General features: G+C 50.6%; 24 protein-coding genes and 1 tRNA gene. 14 read left to right on the top strand and 11 right to left on the bottom strand.

What is annotated here, in order from left to right; all coding sequences use genetic code 11:
* Positions 1–662 precede the first annotated feature (662 nt).
* From DPEP_RS02030 to DPEP_RS02000, 7 genes are all read left to right on the top strand, one after another.
* The gene (locus DPEP_RS02030; protein ID WP_005659135.1) at positions 663–893 is read left to right on the top strand and encodes a helix-turn-helix domain-containing protein; all 231 of its coding nucleotides are present in this window, start codon (positions 663–665) and stop codon (positions 891–893) included.
* Positions 890–3,427 carry an AAA family ATPase gene (locus DPEP_RS12590; protein WP_005659134.1) on the top strand — a complete coding sequence of 846 codons (2,538 nt, stop codon included), beginning with the start codon at positions 890–892 and terminating at the stop codon, positions 3,425–3,427. Before DPEP_RS02030 ends, DPEP_RS12590 begins: the two co-directional genes overlap by 4 nt.
* The gene (locus tag DPEP_RS02020; RefSeq protein ID WP_005659133.1) at positions 3,421–3,903 is read left to right on the top strand and encodes a hypothetical protein; all 483 of its coding nucleotides are present in this window, start codon (positions 3,421–3,423) and stop codon (positions 3,901–3,903) included. Before DPEP_RS12590 ends, DPEP_RS02020 begins: the two co-directional genes overlap by 7 nt.
* Positions 3,900–5,267, top strand: coding sequence for a DEAD/DEAH box helicase (locus DPEP_RS02015; RefSeq protein WP_005659132.1), 1,368 nt, complete (start codon positions 3,900–3,902; stop codon positions 5,265–5,267). Before DPEP_RS02020 ends, DPEP_RS02015 begins: the two co-directional genes overlap by 4 nt.
* Entirely contained in the window at positions 5,258–5,719 is a 462-nt protein-coding gene (locus tag DPEP_RS02010; protein WP_005659131.1) for a RuvC family protein, read from the top strand. Before DPEP_RS02015 ends, DPEP_RS02010 begins: the two co-directional genes overlap by 10 nt.
* 97 nt (positions 5,720–5,816) lie before the next feature.
* Complete coding sequence (locus DPEP_RS02005) at positions 5,817–6,350, top strand: hypothetical protein (RefSeq protein WP_005659130.1); 534 nt, start codon at positions 5,817–5,819, stop codon at positions 6,348–6,350.
* The gene (locus tag DPEP_RS02000; RefSeq protein ID WP_005659121.1) at positions 6,323–6,793 is read left to right on the top strand and encodes a hypothetical protein; all 471 of its coding nucleotides are present in this window, start codon (positions 6,323–6,325) and stop codon (positions 6,791–6,793) included. The genes DPEP_RS02005 and DPEP_RS02000 overlap by 28 nt, the downstream gene beginning before the upstream one ends.
* 42 nt (positions 6,794–6,835) lie before the next feature.
* On the opposite strand, the gene DPEP_RS01995 is transcribed toward DPEP_RS02000, so the two are convergent.
* A complete protein-coding gene (locus DPEP_RS01995; RefSeq protein WP_005659120.1) occupies positions 6,836–7,048 on the bottom strand; it encodes a helix-turn-helix domain-containing protein in 213 nt (70 codons plus the stop codon).
* Positions 7,049–7,198: 150 nt separating this feature from the next.
* Between DPEP_RS01995 and DPEP_RS01990 the strand changes: the two genes are divergently transcribed.
* Complete coding sequence (locus tag DPEP_RS01990; RefSeq protein WP_005659117.1) at positions 7,199–7,501, top strand: hypothetical protein; 303 nt, start codon at positions 7,199–7,201, stop codon at positions 7,499–7,501.
* A gap of 1,194 nt (positions 7,502–8,695) precedes the next feature.
* Here DPEP_RS01990 and DPEP_RS01985 read toward each other — a convergent pair.
* The 3 genes from DPEP_RS01985 to DPEP_RS01975 all read right to left on the bottom strand — a co-directional run bounded on the left by DPEP_RS01985 (position 8,696) and on the right by DPEP_RS01975 (position 10,580).
* A complete protein-coding gene (locus DPEP_RS01985; protein WP_005659116.1) occupies positions 8,696–9,112 on the bottom strand; it encodes a hypothetical protein in 417 nt (138 codons plus the stop codon).
* Complete coding sequence (locus DPEP_RS01980; protein ID WP_005659115.1) at positions 9,105–9,554, bottom strand: Panacea domain-containing protein; 450 nt, start codon at positions 9,552–9,554, stop codon at positions 9,105–9,107. The genes DPEP_RS01985 and DPEP_RS01980 overlap by 8 nt, the downstream gene beginning before the upstream one ends.
* 66 nt (positions 9,555–9,620) lie before the next feature.
* Complete coding sequence (locus tag DPEP_RS01975) at positions 9,621–10,580, bottom strand: tyrosine-type recombinase/integrase (protein ID WP_005659112.1); 960 nt, start codon at positions 10,578–10,580, stop codon at positions 9,621–9,623.
* Positions 10,581–10,715: 135 nt separating this feature from the next.
* Here DPEP_RS01975 and DPEP_RS01970 point away from each other — a divergent pair.
* From DPEP_RS01970 to DPEP_RS01955, 4 genes are all read left to right on the top strand, one after another.
* A tRNA-Gln gene (locus tag DPEP_RS01970) sits at positions 10,716–10,789 on the top strand.
* Positions 10,790–11,064: 275 nt separating this feature from the next.
* Positions 11,065–11,589 (top strand): transposase, encoded by a 525-nt coding sequence (locus tag DPEP_RS13185; RefSeq protein WP_005659109.1) that lies wholly within the window; start codon positions 11,065–11,067, stop codon positions 11,587–11,589.
* Positions 11,564–12,499, top strand: coding sequence for an integrase core domain-containing protein (locus DPEP_RS12970; protein WP_005659107.1), 936 nt, complete (start codon positions 11,564–11,566; stop codon positions 12,497–12,499). The genes DPEP_RS13185 and DPEP_RS12970 overlap by 26 nt, the downstream gene beginning before the upstream one ends.
* 128 nt (positions 12,500–12,627) lie before the next feature.
* Positions 12,628–14,163, top strand: a complete 1,536-nt coding sequence (locus DPEP_RS01955; RefSeq protein WP_005659105.1) for a carbon-nitrogen hydrolase family protein — start codon at positions 12,628–12,630, stop codon at positions 14,161–14,163.
* On the opposite strand, the gene DPEP_RS01950 is transcribed toward DPEP_RS01955, so the two are convergent.
* Complete coding sequence (locus tag DPEP_RS01950) at positions 14,150–14,338, bottom strand: hypothetical protein (protein WP_005659104.1); 189 nt, start codon at positions 14,336–14,338, stop codon at positions 14,150–14,152. The two genes, DPEP_RS01955 and DPEP_RS01950, sit on opposite strands and share 14 nt — an antisense overlap.
* Positions 14,339–14,476: 138 nt before the next feature.
* Between DPEP_RS01950 and DPEP_RS12585 the strand changes: the two genes are divergently transcribed.
* On the top strand, positions 14,477–15,181 hold the full coding sequence (locus DPEP_RS12585) for a LexA family protein (RefSeq protein WP_005659103.1): 705 nt from the start codon (positions 14,477–14,479) through the stop codon (positions 15,179–15,181).
* Positions 15,182–15,442: 261 nt separating this feature from the next.
* On the opposite strand, the gene DPEP_RS01940 is transcribed toward DPEP_RS12585, so the two are convergent.
* The 6 genes from DPEP_RS01940 to DPEP_RS01915 all read right to left on the bottom strand — a co-directional run bounded on the left by DPEP_RS01940 (position 15,443) and on the right by DPEP_RS01915 (position 21,142).
* The gene (locus tag DPEP_RS01940) at positions 15,443–16,495 is read right to left on the bottom strand and encodes a DNA cytosine methyltransferase (RefSeq protein ID WP_005659101.1); all 1,053 of its coding nucleotides are present in this window, start codon (positions 16,493–16,495) and stop codon (positions 15,443–15,445) included.
* A 101-nt stretch (positions 16,496–16,596) separates the two neighbouring features.
* Positions 16,597–17,031 (bottom strand): very short patch repair endonuclease, encoded by a 435-nt coding sequence (locus DPEP_RS13705; RefSeq protein ID WP_040382308.1) that lies wholly within the window; start codon positions 17,029–17,031, stop codon positions 16,597–16,599.
* A gap of 38 nt (positions 17,032–17,069) precedes the next feature.
* Complete coding sequence (locus DPEP_RS01930) at positions 17,070–18,956, bottom strand: ATP-binding protein (RefSeq protein WP_005659100.1); 1,887 nt, start codon at positions 18,954–18,956, stop codon at positions 17,070–17,072.
* A gap of 41 nt (positions 18,957–18,997) precedes the next feature.
* A complete protein-coding gene (locus DPEP_RS01925; RefSeq protein ID WP_005659099.1) occupies positions 18,998–20,053 on the bottom strand; it encodes a DUF4917 family protein in 1,056 nt (351 codons plus the stop codon).
* Between the two features lie 113 nt (positions 20,054–20,166).
* Entirely contained in the window at positions 20,167–20,628 is a 462-nt protein-coding gene (locus tag DPEP_RS12580; protein ID WP_005659098.1) for an ImmA/IrrE family metallo-endopeptidase, read from the bottom strand.
* Positions 20,629–20,692: 64 nt separating this feature from the next.
* The gene (locus DPEP_RS01915; RefSeq protein WP_040382306.1) at positions 20,693–21,142 is read right to left on the bottom strand and encodes a hypothetical protein; all 450 of its coding nucleotides are present in this window, start codon (positions 21,140–21,142) and stop codon (positions 20,693–20,695) included.
* A 368-nt stretch (positions 21,143–21,510) separates the two neighbouring features.
* Between DPEP_RS01915 and DPEP_RS12575 the strand changes: the two genes are divergently transcribed.
* Positions 21,511–21,843: a DUF6444 domain-containing protein gene (locus DPEP_RS12575; protein ID WP_005659097.1), complete on the top strand. Its 333-nt coding sequence runs from the start codon at positions 21,511–21,513 to the stop codon at positions 21,841–21,843.
* Positions 21,844–21,887: the final 44 nt, after the last annotated feature.

Below are 21,887 nucleotides of genomic sequence, written 5' to 3'. Positions count from 1 at the left end.
AGGGGGGAGTTTTCCCCGTGGGCCTCTCCATATGTAAAAAAACACCTTTGGAGGACAGCCCGAGAAATGGGTTTAACTCTAGAAGAAGGATGGGAACTTTCTGTTGATGAACAGCTTAGGTCTGTTTCCCCCGAACTTGTAGACAGATACTCTATATTAGTAGACATGCAGGCTGATGATGTTTGGGCAAGCCACAGGGGCCGTGGGGGTAGTGTCCCTACGCTAGGGGAAATCCTGGGGAGAACCTTTTTCGGGGATCTTGACTCGGGTCTCTCAGCTGAGAGCCCCCCTGAGCAGGTTATTGAGGCACTTAAGGGGATAAGAAGGAAGGCCCGTCCTTATTTTCTTACATACGGAGCCCGCAAACCACCGAGACAACAGATAATCACCGTTCGTCCTTCCCATAGACCTACAAGGCAACGAGCCCCAAGGTCCCATCACCGGTCGGCTGTGTCTACTCGTGGCGGCGACTCGGGAGACGACGAATCTGGAGAATCAGACCCACCGGCCCCACCGTTATCCTGGCGGAGCTGTCCCTATCACCGTTTACCCTCTCATAATCCCCAACTATTAGAACCCCTTCAACTGTTCCCTTGTGGTGACGTATCCCGTGGTCGATATCGGCGACGGTCCCTTGTCGTGGACTCCGGGAGGTGTGCGGCATGACGGCCCGAAGGATAAGCCACAAGAAAGCCATTCTCATGGCCCTACAGAAAGGCGACGTGCTGGACCAGAGGGAAGCCACAGCACGGTGGGATTGCTCACGCCTGGCGGCGAGAATCCACGAGTTACGAAAAGCCGGATACTTGATCCTCTCTGTTCGTCATACCGGTGAAGATCGATTCTCGAAATACTTCCTACTCGATAAGTCCCCGGTGGAGGTGAGGTCATGAGTAAGGCAGATCTGAAACGCTGGTGTGAAGAAATCCTCCCTCATCACATCACTTGGAAGGGCGACGACGGAACCACGAGATCCCCTCTTCGAGAGGATAAGAACCCTTCGTTTTCCGTGAGTCTTGAAGGCCGTTGTTTCAATGATTTCGCCACCGGAGATAAAGGCACCTTTTCGGAACTGGCCGGACGCCTTGGAGTGAATCCCCCGCCATGGGAGGGACCAGGGCACCGGGCCTCTGGAGCTCCCCGCAAGAAGGAAGATTCCCCCGTCGAAGATAAGAAGATCGAGGAGGCCCGGCGTACATGGGGAAGCGGATCACCGGCCCCGGCAGATCATCCCTACCTTGTGGCGAAAGGGATATTCCCTCATGGTTGCAGGATGGAGACCGGCGGGCAGTACGACGGTTGGTTACTTGTCCCTGGGAGATCCATAGAGACCGGTGAGGTCGTATCGGTCCAGAGGGTGACGTACAGAAAGGACGATCGTAACAAGTGGGACAAACGTCACCAAGGACCGAAAAAAGGCACAGTCTGGGCCTGTGGCGATGCTCCTAAAGGAAGCCCCGTAATCCTCACCGAAGGACACGCCACGGCGGCATCGGTGAAGGAGATCGTAGGAGAAGGCTATCAAGTCCTGTGTGTCTTCGGAACAAACAACGTCAAGCCGATAGCTGAGGCCATAAGGCGCAGATCCCCGGATAGACAGATCGTCATAGCCACCGACGGAGACGCCCCAGGGGAAAAGGCGTTGAAGGAGACGGCGAAGGCGGTTCCCGGCGTCCTCCGATGCACTCCCGATAAGGGCATCGACTGGAACGATGCTGTTGTCCAAAGAGGCATAGACGAAGCCCGGAGAGATTTCATGGATCGGCTGAACACCTCCAAAGCGGTAGCGGAAATAAAAGCCTTGGCAGAGGAGGAACGGCGAGAGGTAAAAGCCGTCTCTATCGGTGACATATGGGATACCGAGTATCCGGCTACGAAATGGGCGGTGAACCAACTGGTGCCGGCTGGCCTCTCCATTCTGGCGTCACCTCCGAAGAGGGGAAAGTCCTGGCTGGTGTTGCAGATGGCGCTGGCGGTGTCGGAAGGATATTCCTTTCTCGGGCAGACGACCACACAAGGCCCGGTGATATATGCGGCCTTGGAGGATACCCCGAGAAGGATACAGGACCGTACTAAGGGGCTCTCTATGAGGCGCCCGAGCGATACCCTTTCGTTGGTGTTCGACCTTCCCCCTCTGGACCACGGAGGAATGGAGGAACTGGCTAGGCTGATACTTGAGAAGAACCCCTCTTTGGTGATCGTTGATACGTGGGGCAAGGTGAAACCCTCTCCCGAAAAAGGTCTTAACGCCTTCGAGGCTGATTACAAGATGGCCGGACCGTTGAAAAAGCTGGCCGACAAAACAGAGACGGCTATCCTTCTTGTTCATCATCTCAAGAAAGGGGCAAAGGGTGAGGATATCGAATCCATGAGCGGCAGTATGGGACTTCCGGCGGCTGCTGATGCTCTGATTTTCTTGAAGCGAGGCGAAGGAGAGGATCGAGCAAAGCTGGACCGGCAAGGGCGAGATCTGGATGAAACCGATTCTATCCCCCTCTTGTGGGACAGGCCTGGATGGAGAAGGGCGACGAGCCAAGAGCTGTTTGTCGAGGAGGCCGAATCTCTCCCCGAGAAGGAGGCCGCCATTATCGACTTCTTTGAAGAGATGAACTGTCCCCTTAGCCCTGCGCAGGTGATAAGGGGGCTCAACGAGAGACCTGGAACTATAAAAGCCGGGCTTGCTAGGCTTGTAGAGAAGGGGCTTTTAATCAAAGTGGGGAGGGGTGTGTACGAGTTACCACAAGGAGAGAAAAAAGGTTCTTCGAGAGATCTTTTTCTTGCAACCTCTGCAACCTCTGCAACCTTTGCAACCCCTGCAACCTTTGCAACTTTGCCTGGGGCAGAGGAGGAAAGTTGCAAGGATACAGGGAAAGTTGCAAAAGGCGATTCCCTTGCAACTTTTGATAAACCTTGTGATATCAACGGTTGGGACGGTGAAAGTTGCAAAGTTGCAAAGGTTGCAGATCCCGCCCCTACAAGAGACCCCCATCCTTCTTGTGGAAACGCCTTATCCGTCTCCGAACTGTCCCGCCTGATGGACGAGAGTGTAGAGGATATCCTTATCGGCCTGGATGATCTGAACAAGTGCCGGGAGGAGAACGGATTACCTCCGGCTCTGGAAGTCGATCGAGGGACCGGACAGGTCGCCTTACTTGCACGGTCTCCCGACGGAGATCTACCGGACGATCTGGACGACGAAGAAGACGAAGAGCTGGAGGTAGTGGAGGAGATCCCGGAAGAAGTACCACCGGAGGAAGAGCCCACGAGGGAGAATCCTTCCCCTTGTGGAGACCCTGAAGAGGACGTCCGGGCACCGGGCCCCCCTGATGATCCACCGGAATACCAGACGGACGACCCGGAGTATCTGAATAGCCTTGAATGTCTTGAGCACCTTGAGAATCTGGAAGGGGAGGTAATGTCATGGTGAGTCTTACCGGCGAACAGGTGATAACGGCGATGTTGACCCGTGGAATGTACATGTACATGGACGGTGGCAAGCTGAAAATGGGCTTCCTGAACGGCTCCCGGATTTCCAAGGAAGCGGTGGAGTGGCTGAGACCCTACAAGGAGAAGATCATCAAGGCCCTGGACCGCAACAACGCTTACAGGCTTGATCGGGAAATACGGTCCGGCCTGGGCGGCTGTTGGCTCAAGGATCATATGGAGGCTATGGACAAGCTCAAGGGTAAGGTATCCGGCTGGACGGACCAGAGGTACCGCCTCACCGCCTGGGCGATGGTCCTGGGCAACGGGGCGGCTATCTCCTGGCCGAAGGAGGACGAAGGGGAGATCCCTTCCCCTGTGGAGACGGTATCCCCCGTGAAGGTGGAAGGCGAAAGCCCGGAGACGGAGAGACATACCGGGCGGCTCCCCGTACAGGATATGAGGAGGTGGGCGGTATGAGAATAGACGTCGACTCCCGTCTTAGACTGACAGACCCTCCCGAGGCCCTGGTGAAGGATCTGGTGAGGCGTAGCGAGTGCAGGAACCCTAAATACGACACGGCGGTAAAACAGGGGCGTTCCACCTGGAAGATCCCGGAGAAGGTCATTATGTGGACTCATGAGGCGGGCACCTGGACCTTCCCGAGAGGGTTGACCGGTTGGACGTTGGAACGGCTCAAGGGAACGGGCATAAAGCCACGAGTGGGAGACGGTCGGATATCCCGGCCTCTCTCCCTCTCCTTCACCGGAGACCTTAGGGACTATCAGAAAGGGGCGGTGTCGGAGATGGCCCGCCATTCCTGTGGACTCCTACAGGCTCCCTGTGGAAGCGGGAAGACCGTCATGTTATCGGCCCTGCTGGCTGAAATAGGGCAGAGATCCCTTGTTCTGTGCCACACGGTGGACCTGGCCCGTCAACTTAAGTCGGAGCTGTCCCGGTGGCTTGGACGGCCCGCCGGTCTACTGGGCGGAGGATCGGACGACCTGACCGGAGAGGTGGACGTGTCGACCGTCCAGAGCCTGTACAGCGACGAGAGAAGATCCTCCCTTGTGGACAGGTACGGACTGATAGCCGTGGACGAGTGCCACCACGCACCGGCCCGGTGTTTCTCCGAAGTCGTCGAGGCCTTCCCGGCGGTCTACCGTTTCGGACTAACGGCGACCCCTGAGCGAAGCGACGGACTGACTCCCTTACTTCACGGCGTCATAGGTCCCGGTCGGGCGGCGGTATCTCCGGACGAACTGGAAAGCTCCGGAGTGAGGATAAAAGCCCGTCTCCTGTGGCGACGTGGGGTAGACGTGAACGTCCCGGCGGACAAGTGGACGTTGCTACTCTCCAAGCTGGGAGACGATCCAGGCAGGGCGGCCATACTGGCGGACGTCACGGAAGACCTCCTGAGCGATGGCCATACGGTCCTTGTCCTGGTCCCGAGGGTAAACGCTATCTCCCTTCTGTGCGAAGAACTGGAAGGACGAGGGGTAAAGGCCCTGGGCATCTCCGGAAGGACGAAGAAGGCCGATAGGCCCCGGATACTGGATGCGGTGAGATCCGGAGAGACCAAGGTACTGGTGGCGGTGAACGTGGCGGATGAAGGACTGGACCTCCCGGAGCTGTCGGCGTTGGTGTTGGCGGCTCCTTCCCGGTCTCCTGCGAAGGCGGAACAGAGGATAGGCAGGATACTGAGGCCCTGCGAGGGGAAGCCCGAGCCCGTCCTTGTGGACGTGGTGGATTTTCATGGAGCCCTGGAGTACCAGGCACGTTGTAGGTTCTTCGATGTGTGGCGGCGGCTGTGTGATGGGGCAGAAAAGCCGTCATGGCTGTAGTCGGCATAGATCCCGGACTGAAAGGAGCCGTGGCCGTTCTGGGCGACCAAGTGGACGTTATCGATATGCCCACACGAGGGAAGGAGATAGACGGCCTCTCCCTTGCGGCCTACCTCTCCCGGGTGTCTCCCGGCCTGGCGGTGGTGGAGAAGGTCCATTCAATGCCAAAGCAGGGTGTCCGGTCTACCTTCACTTTCGGAAAGGGCGTCGGTGTGGTCCTAGGCGTCCTACAGGCCCTCAAGATCCCTTGGGTGGAGGTATCCCCTCAAGCGTGGCAAAAGGCGGTGCTGTGGGGTGTTCCTGGCGAGGGAAAAGCAAGGTCTCTCCTGTGGGCACGGAAGATCTTTCCCGGTGTGCCGCTGGAGACGCCACGAGGAAGGAAACTGGACGGTCGGGCGGATGCTCTGGCGTTGGCGTGGTATGGGGTGAGCGAAGAGATTGACATTTGTTGACATTTAGGGGGCTGAAAAGGTTGAAACTTGTTGAACCTGACAAAACCTGAAAACCTCAAAAAACCTCAAATCCAGACGGCGAAGGAGGCCTGGAGCGATGAAGATAAAAGACCGGCGATTATCGAGTATAGCTGGACTGGTGGCCTTGGTTGCCGAACAGCTCCCCGATGGCATCAAGAGACTGGAGGGTGGAGCCCCTGAGCCGGACTGGGTGACTTTTATAGAGGCCCTAGAAGGCACTCCCGAGAACGTCCATGTACAGAGGTCCGGAGGATCGACAGAGGCGGAACGTCGAGTGTTCACAATGGATAAGGTGGAGGAAGTCCTTTCTTCCTGTGGAGGCTGGGAGGAGATTCTCGAAGCGATACGGTGGTATAGGCGTGTCTCCCCTTTGGACTGGCGTATCTACACGTCGTATATCCGTGTGCGATCCTTCCCGAGGTCTTCCTTGTCGATAGGTATGACGGTGGCCGCCTTGTGTGAGCGGCTTGGCGTGGACCGCAAAACCGTGATAGCGAGGAGAAAGCTGGTCCCGGAGGCTATCGCCACCGTGGTGATCGATCCGGACATTCGGGGGATGGCCGAACTTGAGGGGGGAAGGGTATGGCTTGTTCTGCGGACCGACGAATAAAGGCCCTGGCAGGGCTGATACAGCTGGTATCCACGGAAGAGGTGACGGGTATCAAGGCTTTGGAAGGCAAGGTAACCGAGCCCGACTGGGTGGAGCTGGTAGAGGCCTTGAAAGGGACTCCTGAAAAACTCCCCGTCCAGGCCCCGAGGGGATTGACCGAGGCGGAAAGGCTGGTCTTCCTCAAGGAGAAGGTCAAGGAGATCCTTTCCCCTTGTGGCGGTTGGTCCGGAGTGGTGAAGGCGGTGGAGGGATTCAAAAAGAGGTGTCCTGACAAGTGGAGTGCTTTTCGTCGGTACTGTTGGGTGAAGAACTCTCCTGCGAGGTCCCTGACCGTCACAGAGCTGGCTGATGAGCTGTTCATGGATAGATCGACTCTCCCGAGGCTTTCAAGGCGTGTATGTGAGATGGTGGCCCATGAGGCTGTAGCTGGCGAGCCATATTGAAAAGAGAGGAGGCCCGGAGTCCTGCGCGCCGGGCCTCTGTCTCTATTCCTTCCCCGGCTTTTCGTGTCTGATTACCGCCTCTATGGTGCAGTCCAGGACGGTACAGATGCGGTCGAGGACGGCAAGCGAGATATATTCATCCTTGCCTATCTTGGCGATTACGTTGGGAGATGTCCCTATCGCATCTCTCAACTCTGTTCTGGTCATTCCCCTGTCTATGAGAAGTTTTAACAATGGCTTGTAGGTAAAAGGCATTCTATCATCTCCTAAAAATGCTAAGTCTCTTTATCGATATATTGTATCACTATAAAGTGACTTTAGATATTGACATATGTATCTATAGTGATAACATAGATCACGAAAACGATATATAGGTTCGACATTTTGACAAAAGGAGTGATATCGATGGATGAACGTACGGTAACGATGGATAGGGTGTCTTTGGAGGAAATATGGTCACAGGCGCATATAGCCAAGGAGCTGTCATGTATGGGAGACACCGACATAATAAACAGGCTGGAGAGACCTTTGGATAAGAGTATCCCCCTGAGGGAACGTTTGGAGGATGGTTGCTACGATTATGCAAATCTATGTAAGAGGGCTTCTTATTTATTCCTGGCCATTGGGAATTGTCTCGAAAAAATCCAGCTGATAAGCAATGTTCTGATGGAAGACAAGCTGCGGGGTAGAGGTGTGCCGGAGGAGTGATATCATTTTATGGAAGCTCTGTTTGGCTCCACCCCCGGGCAAGTATAGCCCGGTAGCGTCGAGCCAAGCGGAGCTTCTTGTGTGCTTGAAAGTGATAGACAAAAGTGGACATTCAAAGAGGCCCTAATCTCTGGGCCTCTTTTTTTGTTTCACGTGAAGCAACCACGTCAACGCCTCTGGCCACAAGATGTGGAGTCGTTGTCTTCTGTGGCTACAGATGCTCACAAAAGTTCACCTCTGACGATCCAGTTTTGGCCCCCCATATGATTGTCGGGTTTTCGACAGTGGCCCCTGCGCAGGTGCAACCAGACACGGAAGGACGTCGCCACAGGAAGGCCCTTCCTCTTGCGGAGATCCCCGCATCACTTCACAAAAACGTGAAACGAGGCCGCCGGGCCTGACGATCCTCTCGGTTGATAAAGATATCAAGCGAGATCCCCTCCGGCACTCTCAAGGGTGTGAATCCGATTCACTCCCCTTGAGGAAGGCCCGTTCAGGGGTATCAATCGGATTGACTCCCTTAGAGGACGGCTCAATTTTGAGCTTGTATGCAGGTCCAGATTTGGGCTATTGATGTGGGTGCACCGTTTCGTGCAGTCCAGCCCCTGAAACTCTTCCCCTGTGACTACAGGAAGGACAGGGCGATGTTCACCTTAAACAAGAGGCATCATCCTACCTCTTGCGGAAAGTAGGCCCCTTAGAAGCGATTCTGAGAGGTGTTTTTGTTCATGGCTATGTGACCAAAAGAGGTGAGTCCTTATGGCGGGTGGCTTGGGGCGATGATGGCCCTAATGTCCCCGAAATCAGTTTCGGTAACATCGTCCAGGCCACAAGGTGGAGGGTGATTACTAAGTTTTACTAAGTCCTGCCTGGACCTGAGGAGGTTTTTACCAGTCTTGTTAAAAACCAGGACGTAATCTCTCTCTCTGGTTGATTCGCCAAAACTGGCGGATCAATGGAAGCTATCCCCCCGATTTGGGGAATGGGATCATCTTCGTGGCGTCACGAAAATGATGCTGGAGGACTGGGAAAAAATTCCCAATCCCTCTGGAGTTTTTCCGGAAATCCAGAAAAACCACCTTGTTAGCGTCAACAACATGGTGAGCCTATCCCAACCATCCGGAAATCCCGGATAGTTCCCCTGTGGACACAGAAAAAGCCCCTCCCCGGTGGAGCGGAGAAGGGCTTGTATGATTATCCATGGTCGTACACTGAAAAGTCTCTGTCTATCCAAAGTACGTAGAAGATATCCCTTTCTCTGAAGCCAACCATGGGTTTCTTCCCTGAAAAGCGGAAGGCGATAATGGCCTTCCCTTCTGCTACTTTAGGGATCTGGACATTGAGACGATGGATTTTTTCGTATCCCAGCCCGTGTCGATCACAGCTTGATAGATGGCTCCAAGAGGTCTCTTTCCTCTTAAACATGGCTTTCAGAAAAGCTATTTGGTCTTCCTTGCCACATTTGCTTATGCAGTAGGCTTGTTGAATATACTTCAGAGAGAAGGCCGGTGGTTCGTCCATGTAGGGAGGGTCTGAAGATTCGTCTCTGGATCTGATGTTCCCTGACTTATTCCCTTCCCGCTTCTTTATCTTGTGTGGACGTTTAGCCATTCCCGTTTTCCAAGAGAGAGGGGAAGAAGGACCTTAAAGAGTCTATCGATATGGTGATGTCTTCTTTGTTTTCCGCCTCCATCCATGGAGTCTCGTTGTGGGTGAGGTTACGGAGCTTCGACGCGGAATACTCCCCGTAGACGGAAAAGACGTCGTCGATCAACGTTTTTTCCTCTGTCGTTAGGTTGTCCGGTGTGCCTCCCTGTGCTTTGCTTATGACGTTCGGTCCGAAGTGACGATATTTGTTGTACAGTTCAGGAACTACCGGGCCGTGTGTCCACGCCTCTATGGTCTCCGGGAACAAAGGACGTCCGAGAAGGACTACAGAAAAACCCTGTGCATAGTAGACGAGTTTTTGTAACTTGAGATGGGTTATCCCATCGCCTTCGTCGAGGTCGGCCTTGCTCAAGATGTAACTTGCAACATCAAATACCGATGCCATGGATAACACCTCCCTTATGCAAGTAATATTACCACAGGGCAGAGGTCGCTTGTAAAAACCTGTGTTCTACCGATGGGCTTTCCTGCGCCCGGCTTTCTCCCTTGTGGGCGGTATAAGGTCCTCTATGGGCGAGGAAGCCCTTTGTTGGTCTCGTAGGTCGTCTATGTCCAGGTGGGTATAGCGCATGGTCATCTGAGGCCCGGTGTGGCCCATAAGCTTTTGTAGTACCAGGGTGTTCATTCCGGCCCTTAGATGGAGCGTACATGCGGCGTGACGTAGGTCGTAGGGTGTAAGATCCACGTCGGCCCTTCTGGCGTGATTCTTTATCCTGTGTCCCCAATGGGTGGTGTCCATGGGGCGGCCTGTCTCCGATGCGAATACGGGAACGGTTGGCGGCCACGAGGAAGGGCGATATCGGAGGAAGGCCCGGAGCACGTCCACCGTTCCCGGTGACAGGGGCAACGTCCGGGCCTCTCTGGTCTTGGCCACGTGTGCGGGTATGGTCACGGTGAGTCCAGATAGGTCTAGGTCTCCCGGTAGAAGGTGGAGCATCTCACCGGGCCTTATGGCCACGTCCAGGGTGAAGACGACGGCGCAACGGTCCCTCTCTCCTGCGTAGCTTCCCCGTGGTATCCCCCCGAGCAGGGCCTTGACGTCCTCAAGGGACACGACCCGGAACTTTCCCCTGTCCTTGCGTCGCTTGAGCCCACGGAATGGATCTGGACTATCCGGCTGTAATTCCTCTTCTACGGCCCACCGCCAAAAGGCACGAAGATACACGAGACGGAGGTTATAGGTGGCCGGTGCTATATCCTGCGATAACCAGGACACTAGGGATGGCCTCATGGTGTGTGGTCCGTTCCAGGCTTCCTCGTAATCACGGAAGAACGCACCTACTGTTTTTCGGTAGTCCGTCATGGTCCGTGGTGCCGCTCCCGTGGCCTTCTTGAAGGTAAGAAACGTATCGAGTGCCTGCGCCGGTGATGGCCGATCTTGCCACGATTCGATTGAAATAACGTTAGGCATAATGAAGTCGCCTCCTTTGATATTCTCTGTGGAGACGTCCAATAGCACAACGGATTTATCTTTTTTGTGTTTGTCTGTAAAATCGTGCTACGCCGTGAATCCCTTGCTATCACTGACTTTCGTGTGTTGCTTTTTTGCCCCGTGGTGCAAAGGCAGCACAACGGATTTTGGTTCCGTCGATCCTGGTTCGAATCCAGGCGGGGCAGCCAATGCTAGTGATACCAACGGTTTAGGGTGTTTTGTGAAGTTTAAAAGGCCCCCAACAACGACGGATTTGCATGATAGTTAGTAGGTTAGTCATGGTCAGTCGTGACATGATCCATTGTGATAAGCCCCATCTTTCCCCTGTCGCCACAGGGTTGAGGTGGGGCTTTTGTCGTATCCTCATTGTAACCCCGATTACTTTCTTTTGATACCAGTATGTGCCAGGATATATGTCGCGTCTCCTTGAGATGGTAGAGTAATAGAGTTGGGGGTGCGAGAGATGATACGGTACAGCCAGGAGTTTAAAGAATCTGCAATTCGCAAGATGTTGCCTCCGGAGAACAGGTCGATATCGGAACTGGCAGAGGAAACGGGAGTAACCAAAACAACGCTCCGCAAGTGGAAAAAAGAGGCCCAAGTCGTAGGAGCAGCAGCCCCGGGTAATGAAGAGCGGATAAGTCGCTGGAACGGGGAGGATAGGCTCCAAATCGTATTGGAAACCTACGGTCTCAACGAGTCGGAGCGTAACGAATATTGTCGTGCTAAAGGCCTGTACCCGGAGGACATCGAGGCATGGCGTAACGCCTGTCTCAAGGCCACAGTAGGACAGGCCAGTGGTGACGATAAGAGTCAACAAGAGGCCCGTGTGTCGAAGAAAAAGTGTCAGTACCTCGAAAAAGAACTTCGTCGCAAGGAAAAGGCCTTAGCAGAAGCGGCAGCCCTCCTGGTACTCAGAAAAAAGCCCAGGCGATCTGGGGGGACGAAGACGAAGAGGACGAATGATCAGTGCCTCGGATCGCCGTAAAGCAGTTGAGCTGATCAAAGAAGCCCATGCCAACGGAGCCCGTCTATTCAGAGCCTGTCAGGTTCTGGAAATCAGCATCAGGACCTATCAGCGCTGGACTCAAGGAGGCGATTTAAAAGAAGACGGGCGTCCTGGCGCTCATCGACAATCTCCAAGCAACCGACTGAAGTCATCGGAAAGAAATCGGGTATTAGCTATTGCCAACAGCCCAGACTATGGGAGCATGCCTCCGGCTCAAATCGTGGCAAATCTAGCGGACAAAGGCATTTATCTTGCCTCCGAATCCAGTTTTTATCGAATCCTTATCGTCGATATCTTTAGCCGCTTCATCGTAGGATGGGAGGTCTGGGAAAAGGAAACGAGTGAACATGCCCAGACTCTCATCAAGAGGACCTGTTTCAAAGAGGGTATTCGAACTGACCATCAGCCCCTTGTCCTTCACTCGGACAACGGAAGCCCGATGAAAGCGGCGACCTTCAAGGCCACGTTGGAAAAACTGGGAATTACCAGGTCCTACAGCAGACCACGGGTAAGCAACGATAATCCCTACTCCGAGTCCTTGTTCAGAACATTGAAATATCGCCCTGCCTTCCCTTACCAAGGCTTTCGAAGCCTGCAGGAGGCTAGGGAATGGGTTCAATCCTTCGTCTACTGGTACAACGAGATCCATCGCCATAAGGCTCTACGGTTTGTGACACCGGGACAACGCCATCGAAAAGAAGCGAAGCATATTCTCGTTCAAAGACGAGAGGTCTTTGAACGAGCAAAAAGCAAAACCCCGGAAAGATGGGGAGCCCGAGAGATTCGAGATCTTTCCCTGCCTGATATAGTTTTTCTAAATCCCGATAACCAGGATAGGACAGCTTACGAATGTGCAGCGGAAACTCAAGAAACGCGACATGTCTCTTGACAGCCATCGTGCTCTTTTATGCGGGAAGAAGTCTTTTCCTGATGCTCTTTCTACGACGGACCCTTGCTCGACGATAGTGTAATATGGTTTTGTAGGTTCACGACCATACACGAAGAGGAGGTGCGATGATGTCGACTTCTAAGAAGTTGAAGATCGCCTGCGTTCAACTGAGAGCTAGAGACGTGGAGGAAAGGCGAGAGTCCTTAAGGGAAGCCCTCGATGGCATAAGGGAGGCCTCTGGGTTTGGTGCTCAGATGGTGGTCCTCCCCGAGGCTGTTTTCCCGGGATATGTGTTGGATCGCTGGGCCGAGGATCCTCACTCTCCGGATGAATCTCGAAGGGCTCTGGAAAGTTTCAGGGAATCCGCCATTGAAAACGGAGTTTATCTGGCCGTAGGACTGGCACTTCACAAAAACGGAAGGTGGATAAACGGAGCGGTCCTCATCGATACGGATGGAGATATTATTTTGGAAGAAGGCAAGCGTTTTTTGTGGCATTTCGACGATCGGTGGTTCGAAAAATGTCATTCCTACGATTTGGCCGATACCCCTTGGGGCAAGATCGGCCTGTTGATATGTGCGGATGCCAGAAATCCCGAGGTACTTCGTAACCTTTCTCGTAAAGGGGCAGATCTGGTATTGGATCTGGCCAATCTTACATCTTCTGGGAAAGATGCCGATTCGCTTTCAAATCAGCAGGTAAAATTCATGCTACCGGTAAGGGCCTTTGAAAACGGCGTCTGGATAGCTATGGCCAACAAATCCGGCATGGAAAACCGATCAGTCGTTTACTGTGGAAGATCTGGCATATACGATCCTTCAGGTCGCTCCGTAGCCGCCCTGGGATCTAAGGATCCAGGAGTGCTGGTGGAGGAAATCGACCTGTCCAATCGACCTAACATGGTCCCACTCAAAGAAGGTATCTGTGCCCCCCTGATCGAGAAAAAAAAGCCTCATTTCCAGGGGGAAGCTGCTGTGGTTATGGTCTCTTTGGCTCAATTGGACTGGGATTCACTGGCCGTATTGAACAGGGTAAAGAGCTTTGTTCGCCAGGCCTGGCTTCAGAGAGCCGATCTGTTGGTCTTGTCTCCATTGCCAGACTCAGACGAGATGGAGCCCTTAGCGATAGAGCTTTTGCTGGATCTATCTCGGTCATATGAAAACATGTGGATCGTCTTTGCCCGAGAAAACGGTCCTAAAGGGCCGATTTCGTGGTCGATCAAAAATGGCCAGGTCTGCCATGTCTTTCTCGGTAGCCACGGCCATGGTCTGGGAGATGCGGTTCCCGTGGTTCGAACCGACATAGGAGCCTGGGGAATCTTGATCGGGGAGGACGGTTACGTGCCGGAGATTTCCAGAATACAGGCGATCGAGGGGGCGGAGATGCTCGTTTGGTTTGCCCCCGATGGGCCTATGACGGAGCATCTGGCCAGAAGCAGAGCGGCGGAGAATAGGTTGTTCATGGTAGCCGCAGCTTCTGCATCCATCGGAGGAAGCCTTATTGCGTCTCCCGACGGAGCCATTTTATCCCAGGCTTTTGTAGGCGAAGATCAGATGATATCGGCACTATGTCCTCTATGTTTATCCAGAGAAAAATCGGTAGTTCCCGGTACGGACGTGCTTTTAGACAGATCTCCTGAGGATAATATCTTCAGGAGCCGGTAGCCATAGCAACCATGGGGTCCTTTTTTTCGAAGAACCCCGAGCTCTCTCGTTCCAGAATCCTGTCCGCCGTAGCCTGTGCAGTGAGCACTGTTCGGCGGACCTTCTTTTTATGGTTGATGTCGTATCCTATGAAATGCCCATTTTCTACTATCAGTTTTATGGTGCCTCTGTCCATGGGATCACCTCCAAATATCTTTTATACAGATATTACGACGTCTTTTTCATCGTGTCAACCGATATTTTGAGAGCGAGGTTGTATAAAATATCGGTTTGATGGATAATAGGGTTCGATATAAACCTTGGAGGTGATGCTATGACTCGAGGGGAGAGATTGCGCCGGGTCAGAAAAGATCAAGGTCTTACTCAGACCGAGCTGGCCAGGTTGTCGGGGGTAAAGCAAAACACCGTAAGTCAGGTCGAAAACGATAGAATAGGTCTTTCCATAGAGACTTGGGAAAGTCTGGCTTCCGTTTTGGGGTGTTCCGTAGGTTATCTCGTAAGTGGAGAGGGAGATCGAAAAAGCTCCGGGCACAGGGGGTCTGCTGGAAAGCTCTCGTTTTTTCAGTGGATAGACGTTCCCATTCTCGACGATACAGCAGTGGCCTGTGCTGGAAACGGCATAGGCGGAATGGCCGAGGTCTATGCAGATGCGGAGGACTCTATAATGCTTCCCGGTGAGCTGTTGGGAACCGTATCGGTGAACGCAGATCGTCGTCCCTTCATAATCACGGTGGAGGGAGATAGCATGGAAGAAGCCGGAATTTTGGATGGAAGTCAAGTCGTGGTAAATCCGGAGGAAGAGGTATACGATGGTGACCCCGCGTTGGTAAGCTTCGGACGAAACGGCGATTGGGCGGTCAAATGGGTCTATTGGCAGAGAAACGGTGCGGTGGAGATACGATCGTCCTCTTTGAGATACCCTCCCAGATCCTTTTCCGTGGAAGATATAGACGAAGGGCTATTCCAGATAATAGGTAAGGTAGTCAGGACGTTAGGTAAGCCTAAAAGAGGGGCTTAAGACCTTTGTGGCTCTTTCCCCAGGACGCCCAAGATCAGAGAGGCTTACAATTGAAGAAATGCCCCTATTTTGGTTGTTGATGATATGAAAGGCCCTGGGTATCCCCGGGGCCTTTTTGAGTAAAAGCAGTAGCCGTCCGGGTGTTGGACTCTCCCGGACGGCTGCGAATATGCTATTGGCGGAGGGTGTGACAGTCATCTTTTAGCCTTTTGCAAGGCCTTAGACGATTTGGTAGCCACTTTAGTGACCACATACTTTTCTTCAAGCGGTTTCTTCCAGGTGTTTTGCGATGCTCTTGGCGACCAATCGCCCTAAGTCCACGGGAACAGCATTGCCTATCAGCCTACCCAGAACCTTGAAATAATAAGGCCTTCCTGGAGGAACGAAGGAGTAGTCTTCTGGAAACGTCTGGAATATGGCTGCCTCTCTCAACGAGATTGCCCGATCTTGGTCCGGATGACCGAACCTTCCGTTTCCGTATCCGAAGCAAAGAGTCGTCATGGTGGGAGCCGGTTCGTCCCACCGCATACGTCCATATACCGCGAGATAGGATGTCCCCGTCTTTTTTCTGTGGCATTTCGCTACCAGATCTTCGTCCCAATCCTGCCAAGTTCCTCCCGGTTTCGATTGCTTGATACGTTCCAGATTGGTTTCCGATAATCTAGGCGCTCTATGTAGAGGATCCTTACGATCCACCTCTCCGGCGGACAACGGTGGAAGATGCCCTATGGCGTCTCTTACCGTTCTGAAAGAGCTTCGGTCGTGGCTAGGAGGTATGAGTTCGACCTTCCCCCTCTTCGATCCGAAAAGGACCAGACGGGTTCGCCTTTGAGGAATGCCGTATTCGGGACAATGGACCACATAGGCGCTTATCTCGTATCTATCAGAAAGAGACTCTACGAAATCGGAGTATACGCCGTCCTTGCCGAACCTTCTGACAAGGTCGGGAACGTTCTCCATGGAAAAAATCTCGGGGTCCACTCCCTTTATCAGATCGGCGAAGGTGTACAACAGCCTCCACTTACCGTCTTTCTTTCTATCCCCGTTCGTGTAGCTGGAGAAGGGCTGACAAGGAGCGCAACCTACGAGAACCTTCATGTCTCCTTCGGGATATAGCTTCGCCAAATCCTCGGGCGACAGATCTCTAACGTCGGAAGCGATGAATTCGGCTCCGGCATTGTTTTTTTCGAAGGGATACTTGCAGGCTTTGTCCGTGTCCACGCCTGCCAGGACTCTAAATCCTTCCATGACGAATCCGTGCGTCAAGCCTCCGGCTCCGCAAAAAAGATCCACTACCGATATCCCTTTCCTCATGAGATCATCACCACGCCATATCCTAAAAAATACGAGTCCGGTCGGGTCATGTCGGCCTCGTCAAGATTATGGCATATTCGAGCTGATACGTCGAGGTCGTCTTATATGTCGGAATCGATGGAATTCTTCGAGGCGATGAGATCGTTGAGGGCATCCTCAATATCCTCGTCTCGTTTCGTTCGACATTCCCAAACTATCAGGACACGCCATCCCAAGCATCTAAGTCGATCTTCGTTTGCGATGTCTCTGGATATGTTGGCTTGAAATTTTTTCTCCCAGAAGTCCTTGTGAGTTTTCGGCGTCGTCGTTCTCGGACATCCCCGATGTCTGTGCCAAAAACAACCATTCACGAAGATTACAGTACGATACTTCGGGAGGACTATATCCGGGGATCCCGGTAAATCTCTCCTGTGGAGTCTGAATCGAAAACCGTGAGCGTGAAGCCATCGCCGAACGGCCATTTCAGGTTTGGTATCCTTGCCCCGGACTCTGGACATTATGACTTTTCGTTTTTTTGTCGAAACCGTATCAGTCATGTTATAAGCTTCTTGTGTAAAATAGTGTGTTTTTAAGGTTACCTGATGGAGATTAGTGTTTTCAGGTACCCTTCGTTCTTTTTTCGTGTGTTTTCATGATACCCCAAAGAGTGGCAGACATGTTCGATTTTTTGGCAAAAAATATCTGAACTAAGAGATGTCATCCATAACTTGCCTGTTTTTTCCTCTCTGTTGGTGCTCTGCCATTGACTTTCGTCATCAAGAGGATGTTCTGGTCTGAAGGGGGGAATGTTGAAAATTTTGTGATCGATTTTCGTGATCCAAGATGCACCCACTTCGGTGATGGCTCCCCAAGATAGCTTCGTATTTTGACTGGTAATGAAGATGACATAAATTTTTTGATTGGAATAACTTTCCACGAAAAAATCTCTGAGATAACCGTATACGCTGGCCCCTTCTGGTACGCGGCAAATTTCATCGTCGCAGTTGGTGTAAAGAATATCGTCGGCAGGAACGTTGTTGAACAGGAGCATTTGATATACGATATCTGCGAAAGGTTTGTCGGGATACGTCTGGCTTATCAGTATTTTCTTTTTCTGCGAGTCTACGATACTTTTCAATCCCAAATCGGGGCTGTTGTCACTGATTGACTTTGCTATTACTTTTTGGATTGCGTCGGTGTCAACCCCAGAGAATAACTTTGAGACATTTTGAGCAGCGTTTTCACTGGCATTTCTACGAAATGCATCTACTGCGTGTCGTAATTCTTCTTCATCTCTTCGTTGCGCATCAAGACGTTTTGTCTTTTTTTTCGCCTTGCCTAGATCGGCAAACAGGTTTCTTTTTTTTAGTATGTCGGAGAGTAATTTATCTCTAATATGCGTTAGAACGGCTTCGTAGCGTGGATCATCCGACTTGTAACCCTGCCTATTGCTCAATGCCATATCGGGTAGTTCGCTTAATTCGAAAAGATCGACATGAAGCTGCCCGACCACATAAACTTCACTTAATTTATTTTGTCCTATCATCGGAAGGACGTTAAATTCTCCCATTTTTTTATTTGCAAACAAAGAAATGAAGTTGTCCGGGAAATCTGTAGCCTCGACTTTTTTGCCTCTGGTCGTTTTATAAGTGCCTATCCAGCCCTTTATATCTAAGTAATAATCATGTTCGGTTCCTGTATTATCCTTCATGGTCAGAGGAATGATTTCTGCTTCCTTTGCAGTGATCAATTCCGATCGCCTATCAGGATATAAATCTGGAACCAGATTGCACAAGGACGAATAATCCTCTCCGAGAGTAATGAGTGTGCCTAGCTCGTTCATGATGCTCTTGTCGAAATCGTCAATGATCTCTGACTCGGTCCCGCGAACGATATGTATCCGGAAATCGGCATTCACCAGGGGAAATATCTTTAGAAGATTCCTTTTGATTGCTTCGAGAGTCTTGTGAAGTCGATATTGAGGGGCTCGCATGATGATGGCGGTACCATGTTCGATGATATTCTCGAATATGATGCCAGTTTCTGGAATGGCCTTTAGTCGGTTTCCTTCTTCTGGTCTTCGTGAGAGGACGAATCCGGATTTTTCCCCGTCGGCGATTGTCATTACATCGACATTCTCGGAAACCGATAAAGCCGCCAATTTTCCCACACCTTTTCGGCCCATTTTCCGTCGATCCCCCGACTTAGTGAAAGAATCCTCTTCATTGGTTCTGGATACACCAGCTACGTTCAAATATTTTGAAATATCACCTGAAGAGTAGGACATTCCGTGTCCGTCATCCTCGACTCTAATGTCGTCCCTACCTGCGATTATATAAACGTTCTTGGCATCCGCATCGTAGGCGTTGGCGATCAATTCCGCCAATACGTAGTAGATATTCGTATATAGATTAGGCCCTAATAACTCCAGAATCCGTGGATCGACATTGAGCTTGTATTCTTTCGTTACGTCATTTGCCATGTCGTTTCGACCCCTTTGATGACTTCTCTATGGTAGTTGTTTTAGCCCCATGCCTTTGCCGTACATGTATTGTAATAATGTATTTGGGGAGGTGTCTTTCCTGGAGCCTGAAGTTGAGAGACGGAACGTTGGATTTTATTGCTCAAGTTAGTGTCGATATTACCCCCGTAGACTCCGATAAATAAATTTTTTACATGAGAATTAAAAATGGCCTCAAGTAAATGATCGTCGTTATCAGAAAAAGATATTCCAAAGGTGAATAAATTCCCGCCTTTGTTCGACAGACTGCGATATCCTTTTGACAAGATGCTGCTTCCGTTTATTCTGGCCTTTTTGTCGCTTGTTGTCCCCTCTGAGATAAAAATGGGAAATGTGTTTCTTTCGAGCTGATCTGTTATTTGGCTTTTTAACGATCTGCCGCTTCTATTCCAAGTGAACTTTTTTATTATGCCGTCATCATCAAAAATATGAAGAGCCCCATGTAGGTATATCAAGCTAGGTGATTTCCCTCGTTTGATATCCCATATAACGTAGTCTTCTGTCGTAGATGGATTCGTAAAGCCATCAGGGTAATGTTTTATAAAGTTATTGTCGCTGTTTTCTTTATCGTAATTATGCATTAAAGCCCAATATAAAGTTAGGTCGTAATTTATGGTATATATAGTATCGAAGTTTGCTATGAATCTTTGGCATGAATCATATCTCCAGTCGTCTATGTCATTCGGCTTGTCGGGATGGCATTTTGATATTGTCTTTATTAGACATTGTTTTACCATCTCATATGTTTTTTCAAGGCTTCTTAGAGTGGAGCTGTCGGAGGCACAGATTATTTTCGTTATTTCTATGGCATCTCTGATTTTTTTTAGTATTATTTCAAAGTCTTGAGTATTAGCGTTTTTGAATAATTCCTCTAGTTTTTCTTTGTCTGTCCCCTCTAGACTTTCTATGGCTACCTTTTGGAGGGCACTATATGAAAAAATGGATTTATTAAGCTCCATGCTAAATCCGTTCCCAAGCAAGATACTAGGTTTTGATTGGCTTGAAGATTTTTTTGCTATTTCTAGACATTCATCAAATTCTTTAATCGTTTTTTTCATGGCAAATCCCTCTGAAAATGACGTCATTGTTCCCAAATGGAATATTGCTAGCTATGTTTCTTATCTTATCGATGAAATCCATGTCTATACTTCCTTTCTATTGTTTTCGAGCCTTATTCCCCAATTTCCTCCAGCCGTATCTGCATAGCCAAAGGGCTTACTCCGAATATCTGCGCCAGTTGCTTTGTGTCGTGCTTGTAGTGGATTGCTTGAAGAGCCGTCTTGGGCATTAGGAGTTCCGCTGCGAAGACGTTGGCCGCCTGTTCCTCTCTTGGAGCCCACGACTCGGGAGAGTCCAGAGAGAAGGCGGCTTGGTGGCCGAGGACATAATGTCCCAGTTCGTGAGCCACGGTGAAGCGGCGGCGTTCGTAGGGTAGGGCGGTGGAGACAAGGATGATCTTTCGTTCTCCGTGAATGAAGAGAGTGCCGTCGATGTGTCTGGCTTTACTGTGGCAGATTTCGATCTCCAACTTCCGACAGAGTTTGCTCAGCCGAATGGGGATCATGCGTTCCATTCCGTACTTGCCTAGCAGGGTTCGGGCCATCACCCGGATCCTGGTACCGTTGTTTGTCATTCCATCCTTCTGCGCTTGGTCTTTGGAACTTACCTCTATCGCCTCCCTATCAGTACTCGTCTGTCTAACGTGTACGATATTTTAGCTTGCTTTCGATATTTTCTAAAAAATAATCCTGCATTTTTATAAAATGATCTAGTATTTTTTTATTTAACTTATCTTTTTGATTGTTGTTTTTCAGCTCTTCTATTATATTGTTTATTTCTTCATATGCTTTTTTTGGTATAAAGTATTGGTTTTTTAATGTTATTCGCGTCAACTTCCTTTCTGTATAAATGTTGTCATTGTCTGGGACAAGTATAAAGGCGATTATTTCACATATTTCATTGAAACATTTTATTTGTTGAATAACAAAAATATTTTCTTGTGATTGTTTACTATTGTGCATAGATAAGCTGAATTGGTTTTCTAGTATGCTTTGTTGTCTAAATAAAATTAATGCTTGAATAATTAATATTCCCAGTTCAATAAGCCACGAAATTTTTTTTATAAATTTAAAAAAAGATAACCCCATTGTTTTAGTCGTCCGGTATGAGGCCCATGGCCGCGCATGTTGACAGAATGTTTTTTCGAGTTTGGCTTTCTCCTGAATTTATAACTTCTTCGTGTAGTAGCAATTGGTGAGTATTTTTATTTTTTTGCGATTTTTTTTGTAACTGTTTAGCCAGTAAAAGGTCTACTTCAGTTATGCCTTTATTGACGTATTCCTCGTTCCAACCTGATGTGTAATATGCAAAAGTAAACAATAAAAGAGCACAAAGGATAACTTGAATTACCGTAACTATTCAGTCCCCTGCGGATTTAGCTCCTAAATCAGCAGTCCCTTAGTTTCTTACAACGTGATATCATGGCATCAGAATAAATCTGAAGGGAGGCCTATCCATGTTTCAGAAGCCCACCTACGAAGAGCTCTTCGAGGAAAACCAGATGCTCAAGGCGATAATCAAGAGCCTCAGCGAGAACCAGGAGAGACAGGAAACTCGTATAGCAGAACTCGAAGCCATTCTGAAACAAAACAGCCAGACCAGCTCCAAGCCTCCTTCCAGCGACGGCTATAAAAAGCCCAAGCCTACCAGCTCCCGTAAGAAAAGCGACAAGAGTAAAGGGGCCCAGAAGGGCCATAAAGGAAGCAGTCTTCACCTTCCCCATGAGCCGGATAAAATCGTGGAGCACCTGCCCAAACAGTGCGAGAGCTGCGAACATAAGGATGTCTGAACCGCCGATAAGGCTTCCTGCGGTGCAGGATACGTAATAGAGAC

Origin of the sequence: Dethiosulfovibrio peptidovorans DSM 11002 (genome assembly GCF_000172975.1) — a bacterium.
Classification (GTDB): domain Bacteria; phylum Synergistota; class Synergistia; order Synergistales; family Dethiosulfovibrionaceae; genus Dethiosulfovibrio; species Dethiosulfovibrio peptidovorans.
This window is presented reverse-complemented; position numbering and strand designations above follow the sequence as displayed.

Coding starts and splice junctions, on each gene's coding strand:
- DPEP_RS02030 (WP_005659135.1), top strand. CDS start 663: ATGACGGCCCGAAGGATAAGCCACAAGAAAGCCATTCTCATGGCCCTA.
- DPEP_RS12590 (WP_005659134.1), top strand. CDS start 890: ATGAGTAAGGCAGATCTGAAACGCTGGTGTGAAGAAATCCTCCCTCAT.
- DPEP_RS02020 (WP_005659133.1), top strand. CDS start 3,421: ATGGTGAGTCTTACCGGCGAACAGGTGATAACGGCGATGTTGACCCGT.
- DPEP_RS02015 (WP_005659132.1), top strand. CDS start 3,900: ATGAGAATAGACGTCGACTCCCGTCTTAGACTGACAGACCCTCCCGAG.
- DPEP_RS02010 (WP_005659131.1), top strand. CDS start 5,258: ATGGCTGTAGTCGGCATAGATCCCGGACTGAAAGGAGCCGTGGCCGTT.
- DPEP_RS02005 (WP_005659130.1), top strand. CDS start 5,817: ATGAAGATAAAAGACCGGCGATTATCGAGTATAGCTGGACTGGTGGCC.
- DPEP_RS02000 (WP_005659121.1), top strand. CDS start 6,323: ATGGCTTGTTCTGCGGACCGACGAATAAAGGCCCTGGCAGGGCTGATA.
- DPEP_RS01995 (WP_005659120.1), bottom strand. CDS start 7,048: ATGCCTTTTACCTACAAGCCATTGTTAAAACTTCTCATAGACAGGGGA.
- DPEP_RS01990 (WP_005659117.1), top strand. CDS start 7,199: ATGGATGAACGTACGGTAACGATGGATAGGGTGTCTTTGGAGGAAATA.
- DPEP_RS01985 (WP_005659116.1), bottom strand. CDS start 9,112: ATGGCTAAACGTCCACACAAGATAAAGAAGCGGGAAGGGAATAAGTCA.
- DPEP_RS01980 (WP_005659115.1), bottom strand. CDS start 9,554: ATGGCATCGGTATTTGATGTTGCAAGTTACATCTTGAGCAAGGCCGAC.
- DPEP_RS01975 (WP_005659112.1), bottom strand. CDS start 10,580: ATGCCTAACGTTATTTCAATCGAATCGTGGCAAGATCGGCCATCACCG.
- DPEP_RS13185 (WP_005659109.1), top strand. CDS start 11,065: ATGATACGGTACAGCCAGGAGTTTAAAGAATCTGCAATTCGCAAGATG.
- DPEP_RS12970 (WP_005659107.1), top strand. CDS start 11,564: ATGATCAGTGCCTCGGATCGCCGTAAAGCAGTTGAGCTGATCAAAGAA.
- DPEP_RS01955 (WP_005659105.1), top strand. CDS start 12,628: ATGTCGACTTCTAAGAAGTTGAAGATCGCCTGCGTTCAACTGAGAGCT.
- DPEP_RS01950 (WP_005659104.1), bottom strand. CDS start 14,338: ATGGACAGAGGCACCATAAAACTGATAGTAGAAAATGGGCATTTCATA.
- DPEP_RS12585 (WP_005659103.1), top strand. CDS start 14,477: ATGACTCGAGGGGAGAGATTGCGCCGGGTCAGAAAAGATCAAGGTCTT.
- DPEP_RS01940 (WP_005659101.1), bottom strand. CDS start 16,495: ATGAGGAAAGGGATATCGGTAGTGGATCTTTTTTGCGGAGCCGGAGGC.
- DPEP_RS13705 (WP_040382308.1), bottom strand. CDS start 17,031: ATGACTGATACGGTTTCGACAAAAAAACGAAAAGTCATAATGTCCAGA.
- DPEP_RS01930 (WP_005659100.1), bottom strand. CDS start 18,956: ATGGCAAATGACGTAACGAAAGAATACAAGCTCAATGTCGATCCACGG.
- DPEP_RS01925 (WP_005659099.1), bottom strand. CDS start 20,053: ATGAAAAAAACGATTAAAGAATTTGATGAATGTCTAGAAATAGCAAAA.
- DPEP_RS12580 (WP_005659098.1), bottom strand. CDS start 20,628: ATGACAAACAACGGTACCAGGATCCGGGTGATGGCCCGAACCCTGCTA.
- DPEP_RS01915 (WP_040382306.1), bottom strand. CDS start 21,142: ATGGGGTTATCTTTTTTTAAATTTATAAAAAAAATTTCGTGGCTTATT.
- DPEP_RS12575 (WP_005659097.1), top strand. CDS start 21,511: ATGTTTCAGAAGCCCACCTACGAAGAGCTCTTCGAGGAAAACCAGATG.